The sequence below is a fragment of the Neobacillus cucumis genome (assembly GCF_002860255.1).
Lineage (GTDB): Bacteria > Bacillota > Bacilli > Bacillales > Cytobacillaceae > Neobacillus > Neobacillus cucumis_A.
The window spans coordinates 1-16,925 of the sequence record NZ_PGVE01000077.1 but is presented as its reverse complement, the minus strand read 5'-3'; the positions used below and the strand labels follow the sequence as shown (position 1 = coordinate 16,925).

The 16,925-nt window shown below is 40.8% G+C and carries 12 protein-coding genes and 1 pseudogene; 3 read left to right on the top strand and 10 right to left on the bottom strand.

Going from position 1 to position 16,925, the window contains the following annotated elements:
- Nucleotides 1–154 precede the first annotated feature (154 nt).
- Nucleotides 155–844, bottom strand: coding sequence for a TerC family protein (locus CVD27_RS20565; RefSeq protein WP_101650000.1), 690 nt, complete (start codon nt 842–844; stop codon nt 155–157).
- Nucleotides 845–910: 66 nt separating this feature from the next.
- Nucleotides 911–1,888 carry an alpha/beta hydrolase gene (locus CVD27_RS20560; protein WP_101649998.1) on the bottom strand — a complete coding sequence of 326 codons (978 nt, stop codon included), beginning with the start codon at nt 1,886–1,888 and terminating at the stop codon, nt 911–913.
- Nucleotides 1,889–2,270: 382 nt separating this feature from the next.
- Here CVD27_RS20560 and CVD27_RS20555 point away from each other — a divergent pair, with 382 nt between their 5' ends.
- A complete protein-coding gene (locus tag CVD27_RS20555; RefSeq protein ID WP_180960387.1) occupies nt 2,271–4,058 on the top strand; it encodes a sigma-54-dependent transcriptional regulator in 1,788 nt (595 codons plus the stop codon).
- A gap of 34 nt (nt 4,059–4,092) precedes the next feature.
- Here the strand turns inward: CVD27_RS20555 and CVD27_RS20550 are convergent, their stop codons facing one another.
- Nucleotides 4,093–6,435 (bottom strand): YhgE/Pip domain-containing protein, encoded by a 2,343-nt coding sequence (locus tag CVD27_RS20550; RefSeq protein WP_101649994.1) that lies wholly within the window; start codon nt 6,433–6,435, stop codon nt 4,093–4,095.
- Between the two features lie 233 nt (nt 6,436–6,668).
- Between CVD27_RS20550 and CVD27_RS20545 the strand changes: the two genes are divergently transcribed.
- Nucleotides 6,669–7,901, top strand: a complete 1,233-nt coding sequence (locus CVD27_RS20545) for an NAD(P)/FAD-dependent oxidoreductase (protein WP_101649993.1) — start codon at nt 6,669–6,671, stop codon at nt 7,899–7,901.
- 308 nt (nt 7,902–8,209) lie between these two features.
- On the opposite strand, the gene CVD27_RS20540 is transcribed toward CVD27_RS20545, so the two are convergent.
- The 5 genes from CVD27_RS20540 to CVD27_RS20520 all read right to left on the bottom strand — a co-directional run bounded on the left by CVD27_RS20540 (nt 8,210) and on the right by CVD27_RS20520 (nt 14,649).
- Complete coding sequence (locus CVD27_RS20540; RefSeq protein WP_101650062.1) at nt 8,210–9,031, bottom strand: EcsC family protein; 822 nt, start codon at nt 9,029–9,031, stop codon at nt 8,210–8,212.
- A gap of 216 nt (nt 9,032–9,247) precedes the next feature.
- Nucleotides 9,248–9,562 (bottom strand): hypothetical protein, encoded by a 315-nt coding sequence (locus tag CVD27_RS20535; RefSeq protein WP_101649991.1) that lies wholly within the window; start codon nt 9,560–9,562, stop codon nt 9,248–9,250.
- 36 nt (nt 9,563–9,598) lie between these two features.
- A complete protein-coding gene (locus CVD27_RS20530) occupies nt 9,599–11,437 on the bottom strand; it encodes an ABC transporter ATP-binding protein (protein ID WP_101649989.1) in 1,839 nt (612 codons plus the stop codon).
- Nucleotides 11,415–13,172 carry an ABC transporter ATP-binding protein gene (locus tag CVD27_RS20525; RefSeq protein WP_101649987.1) on the bottom strand — a complete coding sequence of 586 codons (1,758 nt, stop codon included), beginning with the start codon at nt 13,170–13,172 and terminating at the stop codon, nt 11,415–11,417. Before CVD27_RS20525 ends, CVD27_RS20530 begins: the two co-directional genes overlap by 23 nt.
- 202 nt (nt 13,173–13,374) lie before the next feature.
- Nucleotides 13,375–14,649, bottom strand: a complete 1,275-nt coding sequence (locus tag CVD27_RS20520; RefSeq protein WP_101649986.1) for a LysM peptidoglycan-binding domain-containing protein — start codon at nt 14,647–14,649, stop codon at nt 13,375–13,377.
- Between the two features lie 377 nt (nt 14,650–15,026).
- Between CVD27_RS20520 and CVD27_RS20510 the strand changes: the two are divergent.
- Nucleotides 15,027–15,231 (top strand): annotated as a pseudogene (locus CVD27_RS20510) (transposase); the annotation flags it as partial.
- Nucleotides 15,232–15,560: 329 nt separating this feature from the next.
- Here the strand turns inward: CVD27_RS20510 and CVD27_RS20505 are convergent.
- Together CVD27_RS20505 and CVD27_RS20500 are read right to left on the bottom strand one after the other, a co-directional pair.
- Nucleotides 15,561–16,187, bottom strand: a complete 627-nt coding sequence (locus CVD27_RS20505; RefSeq protein WP_101649984.1) for a PspA/IM30 family protein — start codon at nt 16,185–16,187, stop codon at nt 15,561–15,563.
- A 213-nt stretch (nt 16,188–16,400) separates the two neighbouring features.
- Nucleotides 16,401–16,745 carry a lmo0954 family membrane protein gene (locus CVD27_RS20500; protein ID WP_101649982.1) on the bottom strand — a complete coding sequence of 115 codons (345 nt, stop codon included), beginning with the start codon at nt 16,743–16,745 and terminating at the stop codon, nt 16,401–16,403.
- Nucleotides 16,746–16,925: the final 180 nt, after the last annotated feature.

Sequence of the window (16,925 nt, the reverse complement as noted above, 5' to 3'; positions counted from 1 at the left end):
TTAAACTGTTTAAATAAGAAACACACAAGAGGAATATATAGGCAAAACAAAAATACTTTACTTAAAGTACCCTCTTAAAAAGGGAGCAAAGTTCACTTAAAGAATGGAGTAATAAAAAAGGGAAAGAGTAAAATTTCACTCTTTCCCTCAATAATTATGCTGCTTGTCTGTCTTTAACTTTTCTTGCATTCTTTTGGTTTTTAACATAACCTGCTAAAAGTAACATGATTGTTACGATAGCTAGAATTGCATAGGACATAGCTCCATGTGGAAGATCAACCAAACGATTTAAACTTTTATCTTTTAAAATCATTTCTCCAGCTGTCCAAGTAAGAATACCAGCCCCAATATAGATAATGATAGGATATTTATCCATCAAGTAAACAAGAAATTTAGAACCAATGATCATAAGTGGAATACTTATGGCAATCCCAGCAATTAATAGACCCATATGACCACCTGCAGCCCCGGCAACTGCAACAACATTGTCCAAACTCATTGTTAAATCGGCAACTGCAATAGTAACAACTGCTTTCCAAATAGTGTTATAACTCTTTATGTGAGTATCTTCCTCTTTACCTTGGTCCAGTACTCCCCATGCGATATATGCCAGCAATATACCAGCAATAACATGAATGTATGGTATCCCCATAATCATCAGAACAACCGCAGCAAGGATAATACGGGCAATTACAGCAAATGCCGTACCAGCGAAAATCGCTTTATTTTGTAAATCTTTAGGTAAAGATCTTGTTGCCATCGCAATGACAACGGCATTATCACCAGATAGAATGATATCAATCATGATGATTTTTAATATGATTAAAATTACTTCTGTCTCCATTTATTAAAAACCTCTTTCTACTCAATTATTGTCAGCTTGTCCTAATTTTTTCGAAGCTCGTTCCAGTTACAGTCTGTTTTTTAAGAACTGATAGGCCATTTGATTAGCTTCATTTCCCATCGTTGGGCCATGATTAGCCTGGGAAGACGATAAATACATCGCGTCCGCATTAGAAGACACTAGTGCTTTGTAAAGACTCTCGCTTTGATCAATAGGCACGAGAGTATCCTTGCCACCGTGCAAAATCATCATCGGTGGACAATCGGCATCTACGTATGTAATCGGGCTACATTTTTTTGCTAATTCTATATACTTCCAATCTGGGTCACCTGTATCGCCGCTTTCTAGCAATTGATTCAAATCTAATAACGATTTTCCAGGTTCAGTATAGCCAAGGATTTGGGTTATTACAGTATCCATGGATTTGCCTGCATTATCGACTTCTGTTCCAGACAGATTCTTGATTGCTTCATTCGCGTCGCTCCTGAGGAGTGCTACTAGGTCAGTTGGAGCATAAAAAATGGTTGCTGCCCTTACTGAACTCGTATATTCTTGGTTACCGCCGACATCTCCTTCCATTTCACTGCAACTTGCGCTCATTGCAACCATTGCGGCTAGATGTCCACCAGCAGAGTTCCCCAACACTCCAATCCGTTCGGGATCGATATGATATTTCTCTGAATTTGCTTTCAAAAACCGTACTACTCCCTTGCAGTCATGGATACTCGCTGGGAAAACAGACTGACTAGCCAAGCGATAGGATGGGGATACAACAGTAAATCCTTGCTCTACCAATCTTATAAGTTCTCGGCAATATACTGCTTTTTGAGTAACCTGCTTGTATTCTCCATACATCCATCCCCCTCCGAAATAGTAAATGATGCATGGGCCTGGCGTTTTCTGATTGAGATCTTGATAGATATCCATTTTCAGAGTGTATGGCTCCCCATTATCCAGGGTTACCTCCGCAAAGGGAACATCTTCATAGCGCGGCGGGCGCCCCGGTGGACATAAAGGTTTTACTTTAGGTAGTTGTTGTTCCATACAATTTCCCTCCTTATAAATTTTCGCATGCTAGTACCAAATCAATGGCAATAATCGTAAGCGGCTGTTAAAATTTCCAGTTCCATTTATCTTCCCCGTATATATAAAGTAAAATATAAAAGAGCCCTTTGCCTGCTAAGTAGGAAAAGGGATCGCTATGGGAAACTTAACTCCAGTATCAAGTGCTTCCGTAAAATGTCAGCCATTATAATACCCTTAACATTTGTTCATCATAATTGAATTATAGGTTTATACTCTACCTAAAAAAATAGGATAATTTTTATTGTTGTTACGTTTTGAAACTTTTCCATCGAAAACGTTACCAAAATTCAAGGGTTCGTGATAAACTGTTTAAATAAGAAACACACAAGGAGGAATGTCTATGCAAAAGATAACAAAAATCCTTGGTATAGCACCTTACGAAGAGTTAAGATACGCAATGGAAAATGTAGGATCTACTTTCTCTAATATTTTGCTAAATACGTATACTGGTGATTTGCAAGAAGGGAAAAATATGGCCCTAGAGGCGATTCACAACGATTATGATATTGTGATATCAAGAGGAGGTACAGCTGAGTTAATCAGGAAGAATGTATCGATACCAGTTATAGATGTTTCAATATCTATTTATGACATTTTAGGAGCGATCAAACTAGCAAATAACTACACGTCAAAATTTGCTATTATAGGTTATTCAAGTATTACCGAAACTGCCCATTTAATTTGTGACATATTAGACTATTCCGTGGAAATATATACGATAGATGATTCAAGTGATACATTAGGCCTTTTAAAATCACTGATGAAAAAAGGGATTGAATTAGTTCTTTGTGATGCAATAACAAATAAACTAGCACTAGAAATTTCTTTAAATACCATCCTGATTACATCAGGAAGTGAAAGTATAAAACGGACATTCGAACAGGCAATAGAGTTAAATAACCATCTTCAAAGATTAAAATTACAAAATAACTTACTTACTGAAGCTATTGAAAATTTTAAAAATGACTGCATAATTTTATCCAGTCAGTTTGAATTGATTTATTCAAGTTTAGATACAGAAATTCATGACTCAATCTATAATTATTTACTTAATAAAAAAGATACTACTCCATTTAATGAAACACATACTTTTTATCATTCCGTAAACAACACTCTATATAACTTAAAAGTAAATATTTCAAATAAGACTGATGATATTTTTTATATTGTAACTGTTCAAAAATCTGTAACACCTATCATGAATTCTAAATTCGGTGTTACATATGAAGATAAGTCAGAAGTGGAACAGAAATTAAATAATAACTTATATAAAAATCCTATTATCACAAATGATATTTACGATAAAATTAAACAAATTAATTCAAATAATTCTCCAATTATATTACTAGGAGAAAGAGGTATAGGAAAATATATCGTCTCTCAAAGTGTGTTCATCCGACAAAATAATAACAATAATACAATGGTAACCATTAATTCTAACTTATTAAATGAAACAATGTGGAAACATCTTTTAAACACAAGTAACGGCCCTTTCCTTGAGGTTGGTAATACAATCCAGTTTAACCACTTTGATAAAATTTCAAATGAAAACTTCGAAAAGTTAATCACTATTATTGAATCTACTAACTTACACATAAATAATCGACTCATATTTATTTGCGAAAAAACATCTGAAGGTATGACATCAAAATTCTATAAAGAATTAATGAATCGAATGAATTGTATAAGTTTTCCTCTACCTACCTTAAGAGAAAGAAAAAATGAAATACCGGCTATATTAACGATGTTTTTAAATAAGGTAAATATTGAAAACAATACTGATATTATCGGGTACGAGCCCAAGGCTCTGGCTACTCTTTCACAATATAATTGGCCAGGTAATTTCGAACAGTTAAAACAAGTTCTAACCGAATTAGTATGCTTATCCAAATCGCTATATATAACTAGTAATAATGTTAATAGTATTTTGGCCAAACAAAAAATTGTTGAAAATATTTCTTATTCAGAAGCTGGAATGAATATTTTATTTAACGGTAGCAAAACATTACATGAGTTTAATTTGGATTTGATCAAACTAGTACTGGATCAACATAATGGCAACCAAACTTTAACAGCTGAGCAGCTTGGTATCAGTCGAACAACGTTATGGAGATATTTAAATAAATAAAAAAATGGCAGCCTAATTTAGCTGCCATTTTACATTAAATTACTTCACCCTGTACTTGAGGTTGACGTTTAAATTTGACGATAAAGAATGTCAAGGTTGCGGCAAGGAATAAAACAAAGAAGACCGTAATATATGCTATATTTTCCCACATATATCCAAAGTCGCCAGTGGAAATTACTGCTCTGAAGCCAGAGATCGTATACGTCATTGGCAAGTAATGCGAAATATGCTGCAGGAAGGTTGGTCCTAGTTCAATTGGGTACGTTCCCGCACTTCCTGTCAATTGCAGGATAAGGATAATAACCGCTAAGAAACGTCCTGGATTATCAAGGGCCGTAACAAGGAATTGAATGATCGCCAAGAAGGTCCAGCTTGTAAAAATACTTAACAAGATAAAGAACGGAACACTCTTTACTTCAAGATCGAGACCTAACAGCATAACTGCATCGACTAATAGCGCCTGGCCAATACCCACGGCTAAAATAACTCCTGCTTTTCCCATAAACCAACTAAATCCATTTTTCGGCTCTGCTGCCGGTTCTAACATTGGAAAAATAACAGAGAGCATCAGAGCACCGACAAATAGGCTTAGTGAGATGAAATATGGCGCCAAGCCGCTTCCGTAGTTTGGAACGTGATTCATCTTGTTATCCTCAAGTTTGACCGGCTTAGCAAACATATCATAAACTTGGCTGTTGGCTTTCACATCACTGGCATCTTTGGCTCCGTTATTCAACTGACCGCTCAATTCTTTCGAGCCATCTGATAGTTTTGCCATACCGCTGGTTAAATCTGATGATCCATTCGCAAGTTTGTTCATTCCATTATTTAAATCCTTTTCACCTGTATAAAGGGAAGTGGTTCCTTGCGATAATTGTTTCGCTCCTTGTGCAAGCTTATTGGTTCCAGTTTGCATTTGAGAAGAGCCGGTTGCTAATTGCCCGAGTCCAGAAGTCAGGCTGCTTGAGCCACTGACAATTTGATTCAATCCGTTTTGAGCTTCGTCCAGCTTAGAACCAAACTGAGCGAGCCCTTGCTTGATCTGCCCTTGGCCATCTGCTGTCTGTTTCGCCCCGCCCGATAATTGGTTGATCCCTTCAGCCAGTTTCTCTTGCCCTTGATTCAACTGCGTCGCTCCGGCTGCTAAGGAATCAGAGCCTTGTTTGATTTGGGCCGCACTGCTTGATAAAGTACCTACACCGGAAGCTACCTGCTCGCTGCCTTGTGATAATTTTGTCAGGCTGTCCTTCAAAGCAGTTAGTTTGGCCTTTTCGGTTGGATCTGTGGTTTGATCAGCCATCGTGCTTACTTGGCCAAGCAGCTGCTGCAGTCCAAGACTGACAGAATCAGCTCCAGCCTTTGTTTGTTCTGCTCCCGTCTTCCATTTATCTAAGGAAGTCGAGAGGTTCGAAGAGCCATCTGCAAGCTGTTTAGAACCACTTTGCAAAGCAGGCATTTTTTCCGCGGCTGATGATAAGCCATCAGATAGTTGTTTGGTTCCAGTCTCTGCTTGAGTGGCACCTGCTAACAGCTTGGAATTGGCATCCTTCATTTGCCCGAGTCCCGTGCTGAATTGCTCTAATCCACTTTGCAGCTGTTGTGAACCGGAAGAGGCAGAATTCACACCCTCGGAAAAGGCAACTGATTTTTCCGCTAAGACTGCTAGATTTTGCTCGAGCGTCTTGGCGCCCGAATCAATGGTTTTGGCGCCATCCTGTAATTTGGTTGCTCCATTTCCGGCAGAGGTGATTCCATCGGCTAAGGTTTCTGCTCCGTTTTTGGCATCAGAAATTCCGTTGTGTAGCTCACCGGCCCCATCGCTAGCTTTATTCAGCCCATCAGCGACATCTTTTAAGCTGTCGAACATAGATTCAGCATACGTTTTTGTGACGGAGCTAGAGACTTCCTCTTTTATTTTTTCAATCGCTGAGTCACCGATTTTTGATGATAGATAGTTATTTCCTTCATTAACTGTATAGATGAGATTTAGTTTTTGAGGATGATCGCTTTGTAAGGTGGTTGCATTTTTTGAAAAATCTTTTGGAATTTCAATCATTAAATAATAGTCTTGATTTTTCAAGCCCTGCTTCGCCTTGCTTGCACTGACAAAATCCCAATGAAAGCTTTTTTTCTCCTTTAAGTTCTTTACTAAATCTTTTCCAATCGTTAAATTATCCCCATTGTAATTGGCACCCTCGTCATGATTGACAACTGCTACGGGCATTCTGTCCAAATGGGCATAGGGATTCCAAAATGCCCACAGGTAGGTTCCGCTGTAGAGCACCGGAATCGTCATGACACCAATGATGGCGATTAGCAATTTCCGGGTGCGAATAATGCGCAAAAATTCACTTTTCAACGATGCGAAAGCTTTCATGTGATCCACCTCTCCATAATCTTGATTTAACCCACACTGACTAAATTCCCCATTTGGTCATTTTGGAGTAAAAAAATAACTGACCACTTTAGTATTTCGGTCATTAATTTGACTTACATACTATACCACGACATCAAAAAAGAAGCAAGGGGACGGTTCTCGTGCTTCCATGTATTCAAAACAAGGAGGAGGAGATAGTAACAGTATCCATTTAAAAAGCAGGAGGAAACAAAATGAATTTACAATCTGGAACCTATTATTGGCCGACCACATTTCCGGACGCTCCGACTTACCCTTCCTTGAATGAGGATGTCTCTTGTGATGTGTTAATTATCGGGGGAGGAAGCTCCGCCGCTCAGTGTGCCTACTATCTCGCGGATTCAGGTTTAGATGTAGCTGCGATCGAAAAAAATACAATTGGCAGCGGAAGTACGAGTACCAATACGGCACTTATTCAGTACTCCGGTGAAAAAATGTTCACGGACCTTGTCCATACCTTTGGAAAAGAGTACATCGAGCGGCATATAAAACTGTTAAAAGAGGCGATCAACGAAATTGAAGCTTCGTCAAAGGAGGCAGAAATCGACAGTGAATTCACTAGAAGAGATACGCTCTATTCCGCTAGCTGCAAAGAAGATGTGGATAAGCTGAAAAAGGAATATGATTTTTTAAAGGAGCAGAATGGCGAGCTGGATTTCTGGACAAAAGCAGACATCGAAAGTAAGTACCCATTTTCTCGGGAAGCCGCCATTTACTCTTACAATGACGGTGAACTAAATCCTTTCAAGTTTACCCATGCACTCGTGGACTATGCCGCCAAGAAGGGTGTCCGTATTTTCGAAAACACGGAAATGAATGGACATCATTACGATAAAGAACAAGAATGCATGGTCATTTCAACGAAGACAGGGCATTCCATTCAAGCACGCCACGTGATTTTTACAGCAGGTTATGAAGGAATCGACATTAAAAAAGAGAAAAAGGCGTCGTTTGTAAGTACATATACGGTTACAACCAATCCCGTAGCTGATTTTTCAACCTGGTATAACCGGACACTCCTTTGGGAAACGGCCCGTCCTTATTTATTCATGCGCACGACGGCAGACAACCGGATCATTATCGGTGGTCTTGATGATAATACAACCTATCCTGATGACCGGGATAGTAAACTGATGAACAAGAAGGATAAGCTGATTGAGGAATTTAGCAACCAGTTTCCAGATATTCATGTGAAGCCTGAGTACTATTTAGCGGCTTTGTATGGAGGCACGGTGGATGGCCTTCCGATCATTGGTGTGTATGATGAGTACCCAAACACCTATTTCCTTTTCGCCTTCGGTGACAATGGCACCGTCTACAGCCAGCTGCTGGCGAAGCTTATTGTTGAAGATATTGTTGAAGGAAGCAGCCCGGATATGGCGTTGTATCTACAGGATCGGCCGCTTTTACAAAAACAGAAAGATTGAGCGGGGGAACTTGTGGATAGCGGTGATTTACTCTCGGATGGGGTCGATTTTTCGTGGATAACTCCTGATTACTCTCGGATGGGGTCGATTTATTCGTGGATAACTCCTGATTACTCTCGGATGGGGTCATTTACTTGCGGATAACTCCAGTTTACTCTCGGATGGAGTCGGTTTACTTGCGGATAACTCAGTTTTATTTGTGGATGAATCCTTCTACTTGCGGATAACTTCATTTTACTTGTGGATGAAAACCCGTCTACTTGTGGATAGCTTATTCCAATAAATTTTTTTAAAAGAAGCGGACCTGTCTAATCCAACAGGTCCTTCGTTTCTCGCTCCCTCTCTAACCGCTCAAGGATTCTCCTTTTCCGGTAAAGCATCATCCCGGTTTCTGACAAATCATTAATCATCGACCGATTAGTAAAAGCCCCGAAAATCATCCCGGCAATCGGAACCATTTGAAAAAGCTTCTTCCAGCCAAACTGATCGCGGTACGTATATACAACCTCACGCCACCCTTGCAGCTGCGAGATGGTTTCATCGGACCTGGCACCCTGTTTGGAATAACTGGAGAGCTCGTTTAGAATCGCTCGTTTTCCGACAATATCCGCTGATGAAAACTGCAGACATTTCACAACAAAAACCCGTTCACTTTGATCATTTGGATCATACCCATGAATAATGGCGATTTCCTGCAAGGTTTTTAAAGAAATAGCCATTAAAGCAGGAATATCGATCGCGAGGGTAAAGATTCCGCCCACTCCTGTGCTGGCCCCCTGAATCGTAGCAAACTTCTTTCTTTGCTCAGACAGCTCCTGGCTTAACTTAGTCATAGTGGATAAGGGAATATCCTTTATATCCGCCACTTCATGGATCGGCCTTCCTGCCTCTTTTTCCACTTTTTCAAAAATCGTTTCCTTTTTAATTAAGTAGCTGCCGCCCGTTTGAATATAAGAACCTATTTCTTCAAGCAGTTTCCCTACTTTATTGTGAATAAATTTAGGAGTTATTTTATCTAAAATCTTAAAAGGCAGCCTGCCCAGCCGCTCCCAAATCCACAAATCGCTTTGGTCCTTCTCCCATTTTTCGATAACGGAAAGCTCATTCACTAATTCTTCTCTTGTTTCCATGGTTTGTCCATCACCTTCATCCTTATCATGTCCCTTGATAAACATACGTTAACAAACCTGTAATGGTTTCACAAAGGTGTTGTTTTTATCTTTACTTCGTTGCATGCTGCAAGCCTTGGATTCCGCGAGCTTTTGAAGTTTTCCCGCGAACTGTGACGCTTTTTCCGCGCACTTTTTTATTAATTCCGCGCTTTTTGGAATGAATCCCGCGCCTTTCTATGACAATTCCGCATCCTCCTCGCTCTTCAAACCCTCCACAGCAGTATCCTTAGAATCCGTTTCCACCGCTTCACCCTCGTGCAGTTCAAACAATTGAATAAATTCACTAATGACCATATCAATAGCTTTGAGTTCACCCACGATAATAGGATGGATCGATTGAAACTCCTGGGAATCTAACTGTTGTTTTAAGGTGGAGCGCTTCAGATTCATCAACTCTAAAAAAGCAATCGCTCTTCCCCGGCGGAATGTTTTGGCCCCGCCAGGATGGTGGTCTTTTCGTTTATGATCCTTAAATTTTCCGTCTTTCATGAACAAGTTCCTTTCTTCTTAAAAAGTGACATCCAGTTAACTCACATATCCTTGGGCTAATTGATTTTTGTAAAGATTGGAATAGAATCCATCCTTCTTTAATAGCTCATCATGAGACCCCTTCTCCATAATTTGACCATTATTAATAACCAAGATGGTGTCCGCCTCACGTATCGTACTGAGTCTGTGAGCAATGACAAAACTCGTTCGCCCTTTCATCAATGACTTCATCGCCTCTTGAATATGGAACTCCGTTCGAGTGTCAACACTGCTGGTGGCTTCATCCAAAATGAGGATGGATGGATTGGCAAGTATGGCCCTGGCAATGGTTAGAAGCTGCTTTTGGCCTTGGCTTAGGTTACTCCCCTCCGCCGTTAATTCCGTATCATATCCTCTCGGCAGTTTCCTGATAAACGTATCGGCATTCGCGAGACGGGCCGCCTCTTCTACTTCTTTATCAGTGGCAGTCAGACGGCCATAACGAATGTTTTCTCGAATCGTCCCAGAAAACACATAGGCATCCTGAAGCACGAGTCCAATTTGCTTTCTTAGCTCATATTTGTCCAATTGGCGAATATCTTTCCCGTCGATGAAGATATTTCCTGATTGAATGTCATAGAAACGCGTCAATAAATTAATAATCGTCGTTTTTCCTGCTCCCGTTGGACCGACTAACGCAATCATCTGGCCAGGGGAGGCATGGAAGGAAAGTCCCTTTAACACAGCTGCATCTGCAGTGTAACCAAAATGAACGTCATCGAAAATGACCTCCCCCTTTATTTTTTTCAGGGACTGATTGTCATTCTTGACTAATATCTCCGACTCCTGTTCCAACACCTCAAAAACCCGCTCGGCTCCTGCAATCGCTGATTGAAGCATATTATATTGGTTGGCTAGTTGATTAATCGGCTGGCTGAATTGGCTGGAATAATTAAGGAAACTAACGATTACTCCGATGGTAATGATGTCATGGTAGGTGAATACTCCGCCAGCTACCGCAATAATCACGAAACTTAAATTACGTGTGGCATTCATCAGCGGCCCCATGGAACCAGAAATACTTTGAGCCTTTAAACCGACTACTCGCAATCTTTCGTTGATTTCCCGAAATTCCTCTATCGTTCTCTCTTCCCGTCCAAAAACTTTAATCACTCTTAATCCAGATATACTTTCTTGAACAAACCCATTCACTTCTCCTAAGCTCTTTTGCTGTTCGGAAAAATACCGGCGTGTGTATTTGGTTATTTTTTTGGTAATAAACGTAATCAGTGGAACCGTTAAAATCGTAATCAGTGTCATCCAAAGGCTCAAACTCAACATCATGATCACGCTGCCAACAAGAATAAACACACTGGAAACGAGCTGAACCACCGTTTGATTCAAGGTATTTGAGACGTTTTCAAGATCATTCGTCGTTCGGCTCATTAGCTCTCCATGTGTTCTTTGATCAAAAAACTGTACAGGTAAATGCTGATATTTTTCAAATAAATCCTGACGCATGTCCCGTACGGTATTCTGCGCTAAACCCGAAGCAACATATTGCTGCAGCCAAGTGAATGCCGCTCCTAATAGGTAAACCCCCAGTAAACTTAAGCACATGAAAAGAAATCCGTTTAGTTTATGTGGAATAATATAGTTATCAATAGTCTTTCCTATTAAATAAGGGCCTAACAGTGTGAAACAAGAGACTAACGCGGTACAAATGATGACAATCCATAACCCCTGCCGCTGCCGGCTTAGGTAACGCCAAATCTGGAGTAATGTTACTTTGGCGTCCTTTGACCTGACTATAGGAACCTCTCCAGGGCGCGGACCTCGTTGAGACATTTGAAAGAGATTAGGATTTTTAGGGTCAGCATGATTGCTGTTCGACATAACACTCCTCCTTCTCACCATACTGAGACTTAAAAATATCCTGATAGACGTCACATGACTCCATCAATTCTTGATGGGTTCCGCTTTCCACAATGGTTCCATCCTCCATCACAAGAATCTTTTGGGCGTGAATGACAGAAGATATTTTCTGAGCGATTAAGATAGTGATGCTTTCTTTCATTATATTTATCAAGGAATCTCGAAGTCGTTTCTCCGTTCCAAGGTCTAAAGCGCTCGTACTATCATCCAAGATTAAAATAGGCGGCTTAACCAATAAAGCACGGGCGATGGCAAGTCTCTGCTTTTGTCCGCCAGACAAATTCACTCCCTTTTGTCCTACCTTCGTTTCATAGCCATTTGGGAGCTTGGCAATAAAGTCATGTGCCTGGGCGATTTTGGCTGCCGCTTCTATTTCCTCTTGGGTGGCATTTGATTTTCCAAAAGCAATATTTTCTCTGATCGAACCAGTAAATAAAAATGATTCTTGCAGAACCATCCCAATGCTGCGTCTAAGCTCTAAAAGTGGAAGGTTCCGAATGTCCTTCCCGTCAATCTGAATGGATCCGCTTGTAACCTCATACAGCCTTGGAAGCAGTTGGACAAGCGTGGTTTTTCCAGAGCCTGTCGCTCCAATAATCGCAATAGTTTCCCCTTGGCAAGCCTCAAAGCTCACATCACTTATTGCCATTTCCTCTGGGTTTGACGTTCCTCCATAGGAAAATCCAACACTAACAAACTCGACATGTTTGGCTGGAATACTAGATTCCTTCACGTTTACATCACTTTCAATTGTAGGTTTTGTTTTCAAAATCTGCTGAATCCGTTTGGCTGATACACTTGACTGGGAGATATTCACAAGAAGCATGCTGACCATCAGCAAGGAAGAAAGGACTTGGGCCACATAGTTAATAAACGCTACTAAATCGCCCACCTGAACAGACTTCATCCACACCAGGTTTCCTCCATACATCAGGATGACAACTAGGCAACTATTTATAATAAATGTCACAATCGGTGTATTCATGGCAATCACACGTGCCGCTTTGATGGCCGTTTGGGAGTAATCCCGGTTGGCCTGTTCGAATTGCTTCGTTTCATAATCAGATCTTACAAAAGCTTTTACCACCCTGATTCCTGCCAAATTTTCTTGCAGGCGGCTGTTAACCGCATCGAGTTTCGCTTGAACGTTAGAAAATAACGGATAAGAGTACCTAATAAGGACAACAAGGATGACCACAAGACCAAGCAGCGTCCCCATAAGGATGAGTCCCAGCCGAAGATTTAATAATAAAGACATAATGATACTGCCTATTAATAATCCTGGTGTTCGAATGAGCGATTGTAAGAATATTCTTAGTAAATTCTGGACCTGAACGACATCATTTGTCATTCTAGTTATTAACGATCCTGTCTCAAATTGATCAAGATTTTCAAAAGAGAAGGTTTGAACTTTTGTGAACAAGGCCTCTCTAATGTCTGCACCAAAATTCTGAGAAGCCCGGCTGGCAAAGATATTACACCCAACCCCCGCCAATAATCCGAGTATCGTTACCAAAACCATTATAATTCCTGTATGTTGGATGGTTTGTATATCACGGTTTACGACTCCCTGATTGACAATTCTTGCCGCAAAGGTCGGCTGCAGTAAATCAAACAACACTTCAAATACCATGAATAGGGGCGCCAAAAAAGCCGCTTTCCAATAAGGCTTTATATAGTTCCTTAATCCCCACATGAACGTTCTCCTCCTTTCAGATCTTCTACCTATCAAAATTGTATACTATGTAACACAAATGCATACAAATGTATACACTTTATTTATAGATTATTAATTTGGATACAAGATGTCAACACTTTTTTCCAATAATTGTTTTTTACTGCAAAAGAAAAATGGACTTGCCATCAAGTCCATTTCCGTTGTTTACGAATGCCTAAATTCAAAAAATAACCTTTGCAACCGTAATATCCTTATTTAAATAAGCCCAATTCTGTGGTGCAGGCAAACTAATTTGCCAAAAAGTGGTCCCAACTAAACCGTTAACATCAATCAATTTATACTTTTCAATATAGCTCCGGATGTCTTCAAACCAAACGACATGCTCCTCAGTGCCGACCCAATAACGATACCACGGTGATTTCCGTGCAGAATCAAATTGAATGGGTTCTCGAACGGAAATGGCTTGATTTTGTGCAGCAAGCACAGATAATCCTTTAGTGGCATTCGTGTCTGCCACCTTGTCATATCCATATAACGACATGGCCATCAGCAATTTTTGCGGACTAACTTGTGTAATTGCATAATTAATCACTTGTTCTACCCATTGGATGGGTGAGATTGGATCTGGAGGACCACCCGGATAACCATAATCAATCGTCATGACCGCCATAAGATCAACTATATTTCCAATGGCGGCATAATCATAAGCTCCCACAATCCGATTCGTCGGCAAATCCGCTGCTTTGGCGTGGACATTCACGTTCAGAATCAACTGTCCTAATTGTCCCTTTAATTCTTGTAAAAATAAATTAAAATCATTCCGCCTTGCCGGAGGGATGAATTCAAGATCAAGACTTACCCCTTCAAACCCTCGACTGGTTGTGAGATGAACGATGCTTGCAATTAAATTTTGACGGTAGGTAGCATTTTCAAGGACTCCTCCTGCTAACTCAGCACTAAACCCACTAGTAGTAAAGTTCCGTATCATTAATAATGGGGTAATATTTAGTTGTTTGCATTTATTGATAATGGCAGAGTCGTCTATTTGAGCGTAAGCGAAACCCTGACTGGTAAAGGCATAGTTTACGATCGCTAAGTAGGTTAGCTGCTTGGATAGTGAGTCTATAATGGGAAGGTTTGCCTTCGTTCCGGAAGGCACTAAGAATCCAAGAGTACTAAGGGTCAATTTGATTGGTGAGGGAATATGAATGAATTGACCGACTCGAAGTTGGTTCATATCTACTCCTGGATTGGCAGGACTTATTGATGAAGGATCCGTGTTAAATCGCTGGGCCAATTCCCAAACGGTGTCACCGGCTTTTATTTGGTAGGCCCGTATGGGCATAGTATTGTCTGGAATATAAAGAGCCAGGCCCGGAACAATAGCTGTAGTAGATGGCAACCCATTTACACTAACAATGGTACCCATGGACACATGATACTTTTTGGAAATAGACCATAGATTTTCACCAGTACCAACGACATGTACAGTCATCCTCTCACCCCTTCCTTACATCATATTAGCAAGTGGAGAGAATATATGTGTATTGTATAGAAAAGAAAAACGGACTTTTGTCACAAGTCCGTCAGGCTATCGAAAAACTCTCGACAGCCTATTATTTTACTTATTAACTTTAACAATTAACCGCATTAATTTGTTATAAAATTTATTAATTTAGACTTTGGTACATGTCTGGTGATTGGCGCTCCAGGCACTTCGCTTTCCGCGGGCGTGCCGGGGAGCCTCCTCGGCGCTGAAGCGCCTGTGGGGTCTCCCCAGCCCCGTACTCCCGCAGGAGTCTTCGTGCCTTCCGTGCCAATCACCAGAGTGTTTTTCAATAATATCCCCATGTACACCTCAAAAAATAGGTAAAGGTTGTAACACATCATGTATGGGAGGAGCACAACGAAAAGATAAGGTTAAATCGCTTATCTAAATCGGGAAAAATGCTTTATAAATTTAGAAAAGATTGAGCGAAGCTTTGCAGACTCAAAAGAGCTGCACGGGCTTCGCTACTGCCGGTTACGGGGATTGAAGAATGCAAGTGAACAGGCTCTTCCTACTGCAGCCTGCTAAAATATAAAAAAGATTGCAACACACTTAGCAAGATTAGAAAAAGTGTGTTGCAATACTTTAAGTTGAGTTGCCTCCCTGTTGATTGGAGCGGAGGGCACTCGACTCCTGCGGGATAGAGAGGTCACTTGGAGACCCCGCAGGCGCCAAGCGCCGAGGAGGCTCCAGGACCTCCCCGCGGAAAGCGAGTGCCCGGAGCGGAAATCAACAGGCCCAATTGCAGGCACAATCTATAAATTTGGCATTTAGATTCTGACAACATAAAAAATTGCCGAGAAATTACCCTTTCTCGACAATCTGAAGGACTTTTGTCACAAGTCCGTTTTCCTTATCTATTTCTCTTGCTCTTTCTCAAGCTGTGCGATTCTCTCATCAATAGTACTGCTAAAAAACGTACTCTTCACTTTTTGTTCTAAACGATCCAGGTAACCTTCAATTTCCTTAAATTTTGCAAAAGACTTCGTCGAAGAAGAGTCCGCTTCTAACACTTGATTCATCTGCAGGTTTGCACGAGTCACATTTTCCCTGCCCATTAACTCCATCCGGCGAATCTGCATATCCTTTACTCTTCGCTTCATCTCTTCATGCTTTCTTTCTAGTTCACTTAACTGCGCTGTTACTTCAGTAAGTGAGGCTTTCAGGCGCTTTGCCCTCTCTTCGTAGAGCTGCTGCTCTGCTGCGGCAAATTGGTAAAGTTCCGTTTCTCCAGCGGATGACGCAACCTCCGCCTGATGCTTTCTTTTTTCCGCCAGTTGTATGGCTTCACTGTACTCTCTTGCAAATTCGTCTCGTAGCTTTACTTGACGCCCCACTAACTTGCCAGCCTTTTCTGTTTCCCGCTCACATTCACGCAGGTATTGATTGAGCATGGCAATCGGGTTTTGTGTTTCCTTTTGATTCAAAGCCTCATTTATATCCGCCACAATGATATCTTTCATTCTAGTTAATAAGTTTGCCATAGTTTTTCTCTCCTTTTTTAAAGCTTCTGTTAAATTTAGCTGTTGATTTCCGCTTCAGGCGCTCGCTTTCCGCGGGCGTGCCGGGGAGCCTCCTCGGCGCTATTGCGCCTGTGGGGTCTCCCCTGCCCCGTACTCCCGCAGGAGTCGAGCACCTTCCGCTCCAATCAACGAGTATAAATAACCCCAATGTCGTTTAATAGAACCTTCTAAAAATTAATTTTTAAATTCATTCCATTGCTTTTCAAAATTTACAAATGGATCATCATTCTTTCTTTTTGGTGGCTTTTTCGTTTTGTTCCATTCTTTATATACAAGGTAAAGCACATAGGCTGCAGCTATTCCGATTAAAGCTGGTATGTGGTGAATCGTTGAAGATAATACGATTAAACCAATGACGACGAGGCCAATCTTCCAAGCAATAGAATCGGTTTTTAAAAACTGCCTAAATATGAAGTAAAGCAATACCAGACTGACCAGCAGCCCGACCATTGGGCCAATCGAGTGGAGTAATATAAGCGCCGCCAGCCCGCCTGCTAACAATAAACCAAACTTTTTCATGGTAATTCCTCCTTGGAATTGTTAATAATTTGTTTCTCTATCTTGATTTCATCTTACCTTTTTTCATCATTTTCCATAATTGCGCTAGAGCTTGATTTTTGTATCAGACTTAAGACGCAGGTCGAATCGGACTAAATGACAAAAGCGCAAGCACCTTGGTCAGCCCCGACAAGCATAAGA

Coding starts and splice junctions, on each gene's coding strand:
- CVD27_RS20535 (WP_101649991.1), bottom strand. CDS start 9,562: ATGAAAGACGGAAAATTTAAGGATCATAAACGAAAAGACCACCATCCT.
- CVD27_RS20505 (WP_101649984.1), bottom strand. CDS start 16,187: ATGGCAAACTTATTAACTAGAATGAAAGATATCATTGTGGCGGATATA.
- CVD27_RS20530 (WP_101649989.1), bottom strand. CDS start 11,437: ATGTCGAACAGCAATCATGCTGACCCTAAAAATCCTAATCTCTTTCAA.
- CVD27_RS20520 (WP_101649986.1), bottom strand. CDS start 14,649: ATGACTGTACATGTCGTTGGTACTGGTGAAAATCTATGGTCTATTTCC.
- CVD27_RS20555 (WP_180960387.1), top strand. CDS start 2,271: ATGCAAAAGATAACAAAAATCCTTGGTATAGCACCTTACGAAGAGTTA.
- CVD27_RS20545 (WP_101649993.1), top strand. CDS start 6,669: ATGAATTTACAATCTGGAACCTATTATTGGCCGACCACATTTCCGGAC.
- CVD27_RS20525 (WP_101649987.1), bottom strand. CDS start 13,172: ATGTGGGGATTAAGGAACTATATAAAGCCTTATTGGAAAGCGGCTTTT.
- CVD27_RS20500 (WP_101649982.1), bottom strand. CDS start 16,745: ATGAAAAAGTTTGGTTTATTGTTAGCAGGCGGGCTGGCGGCGCTTATA.
- CVD27_RS20560 (WP_101649998.1), bottom strand. CDS start 1,888: ATGGAACAACAACTACCTAAAGTAAAACCTTTATGTCCACCGGGGCGC.
- CVD27_RS20550 (WP_101649994.1), bottom strand. CDS start 6,435: ATGAAAGCTTTCGCATCGTTGAAAAGTGAATTTTTGCGCATTATTCGC.
- CVD27_RS20565 (WP_101650000.1), bottom strand. CDS start 844: ATGGAGACAGAAGTAATTTTAATCATATTAAAAATCATCATGATTGAT.
- CVD27_RS20540 (WP_101650062.1), bottom strand. CDS start 9,031: ATGGAAACAAGAGAAGAATTAGTGAATGAGCTTTCCGTTATCGAAAAA.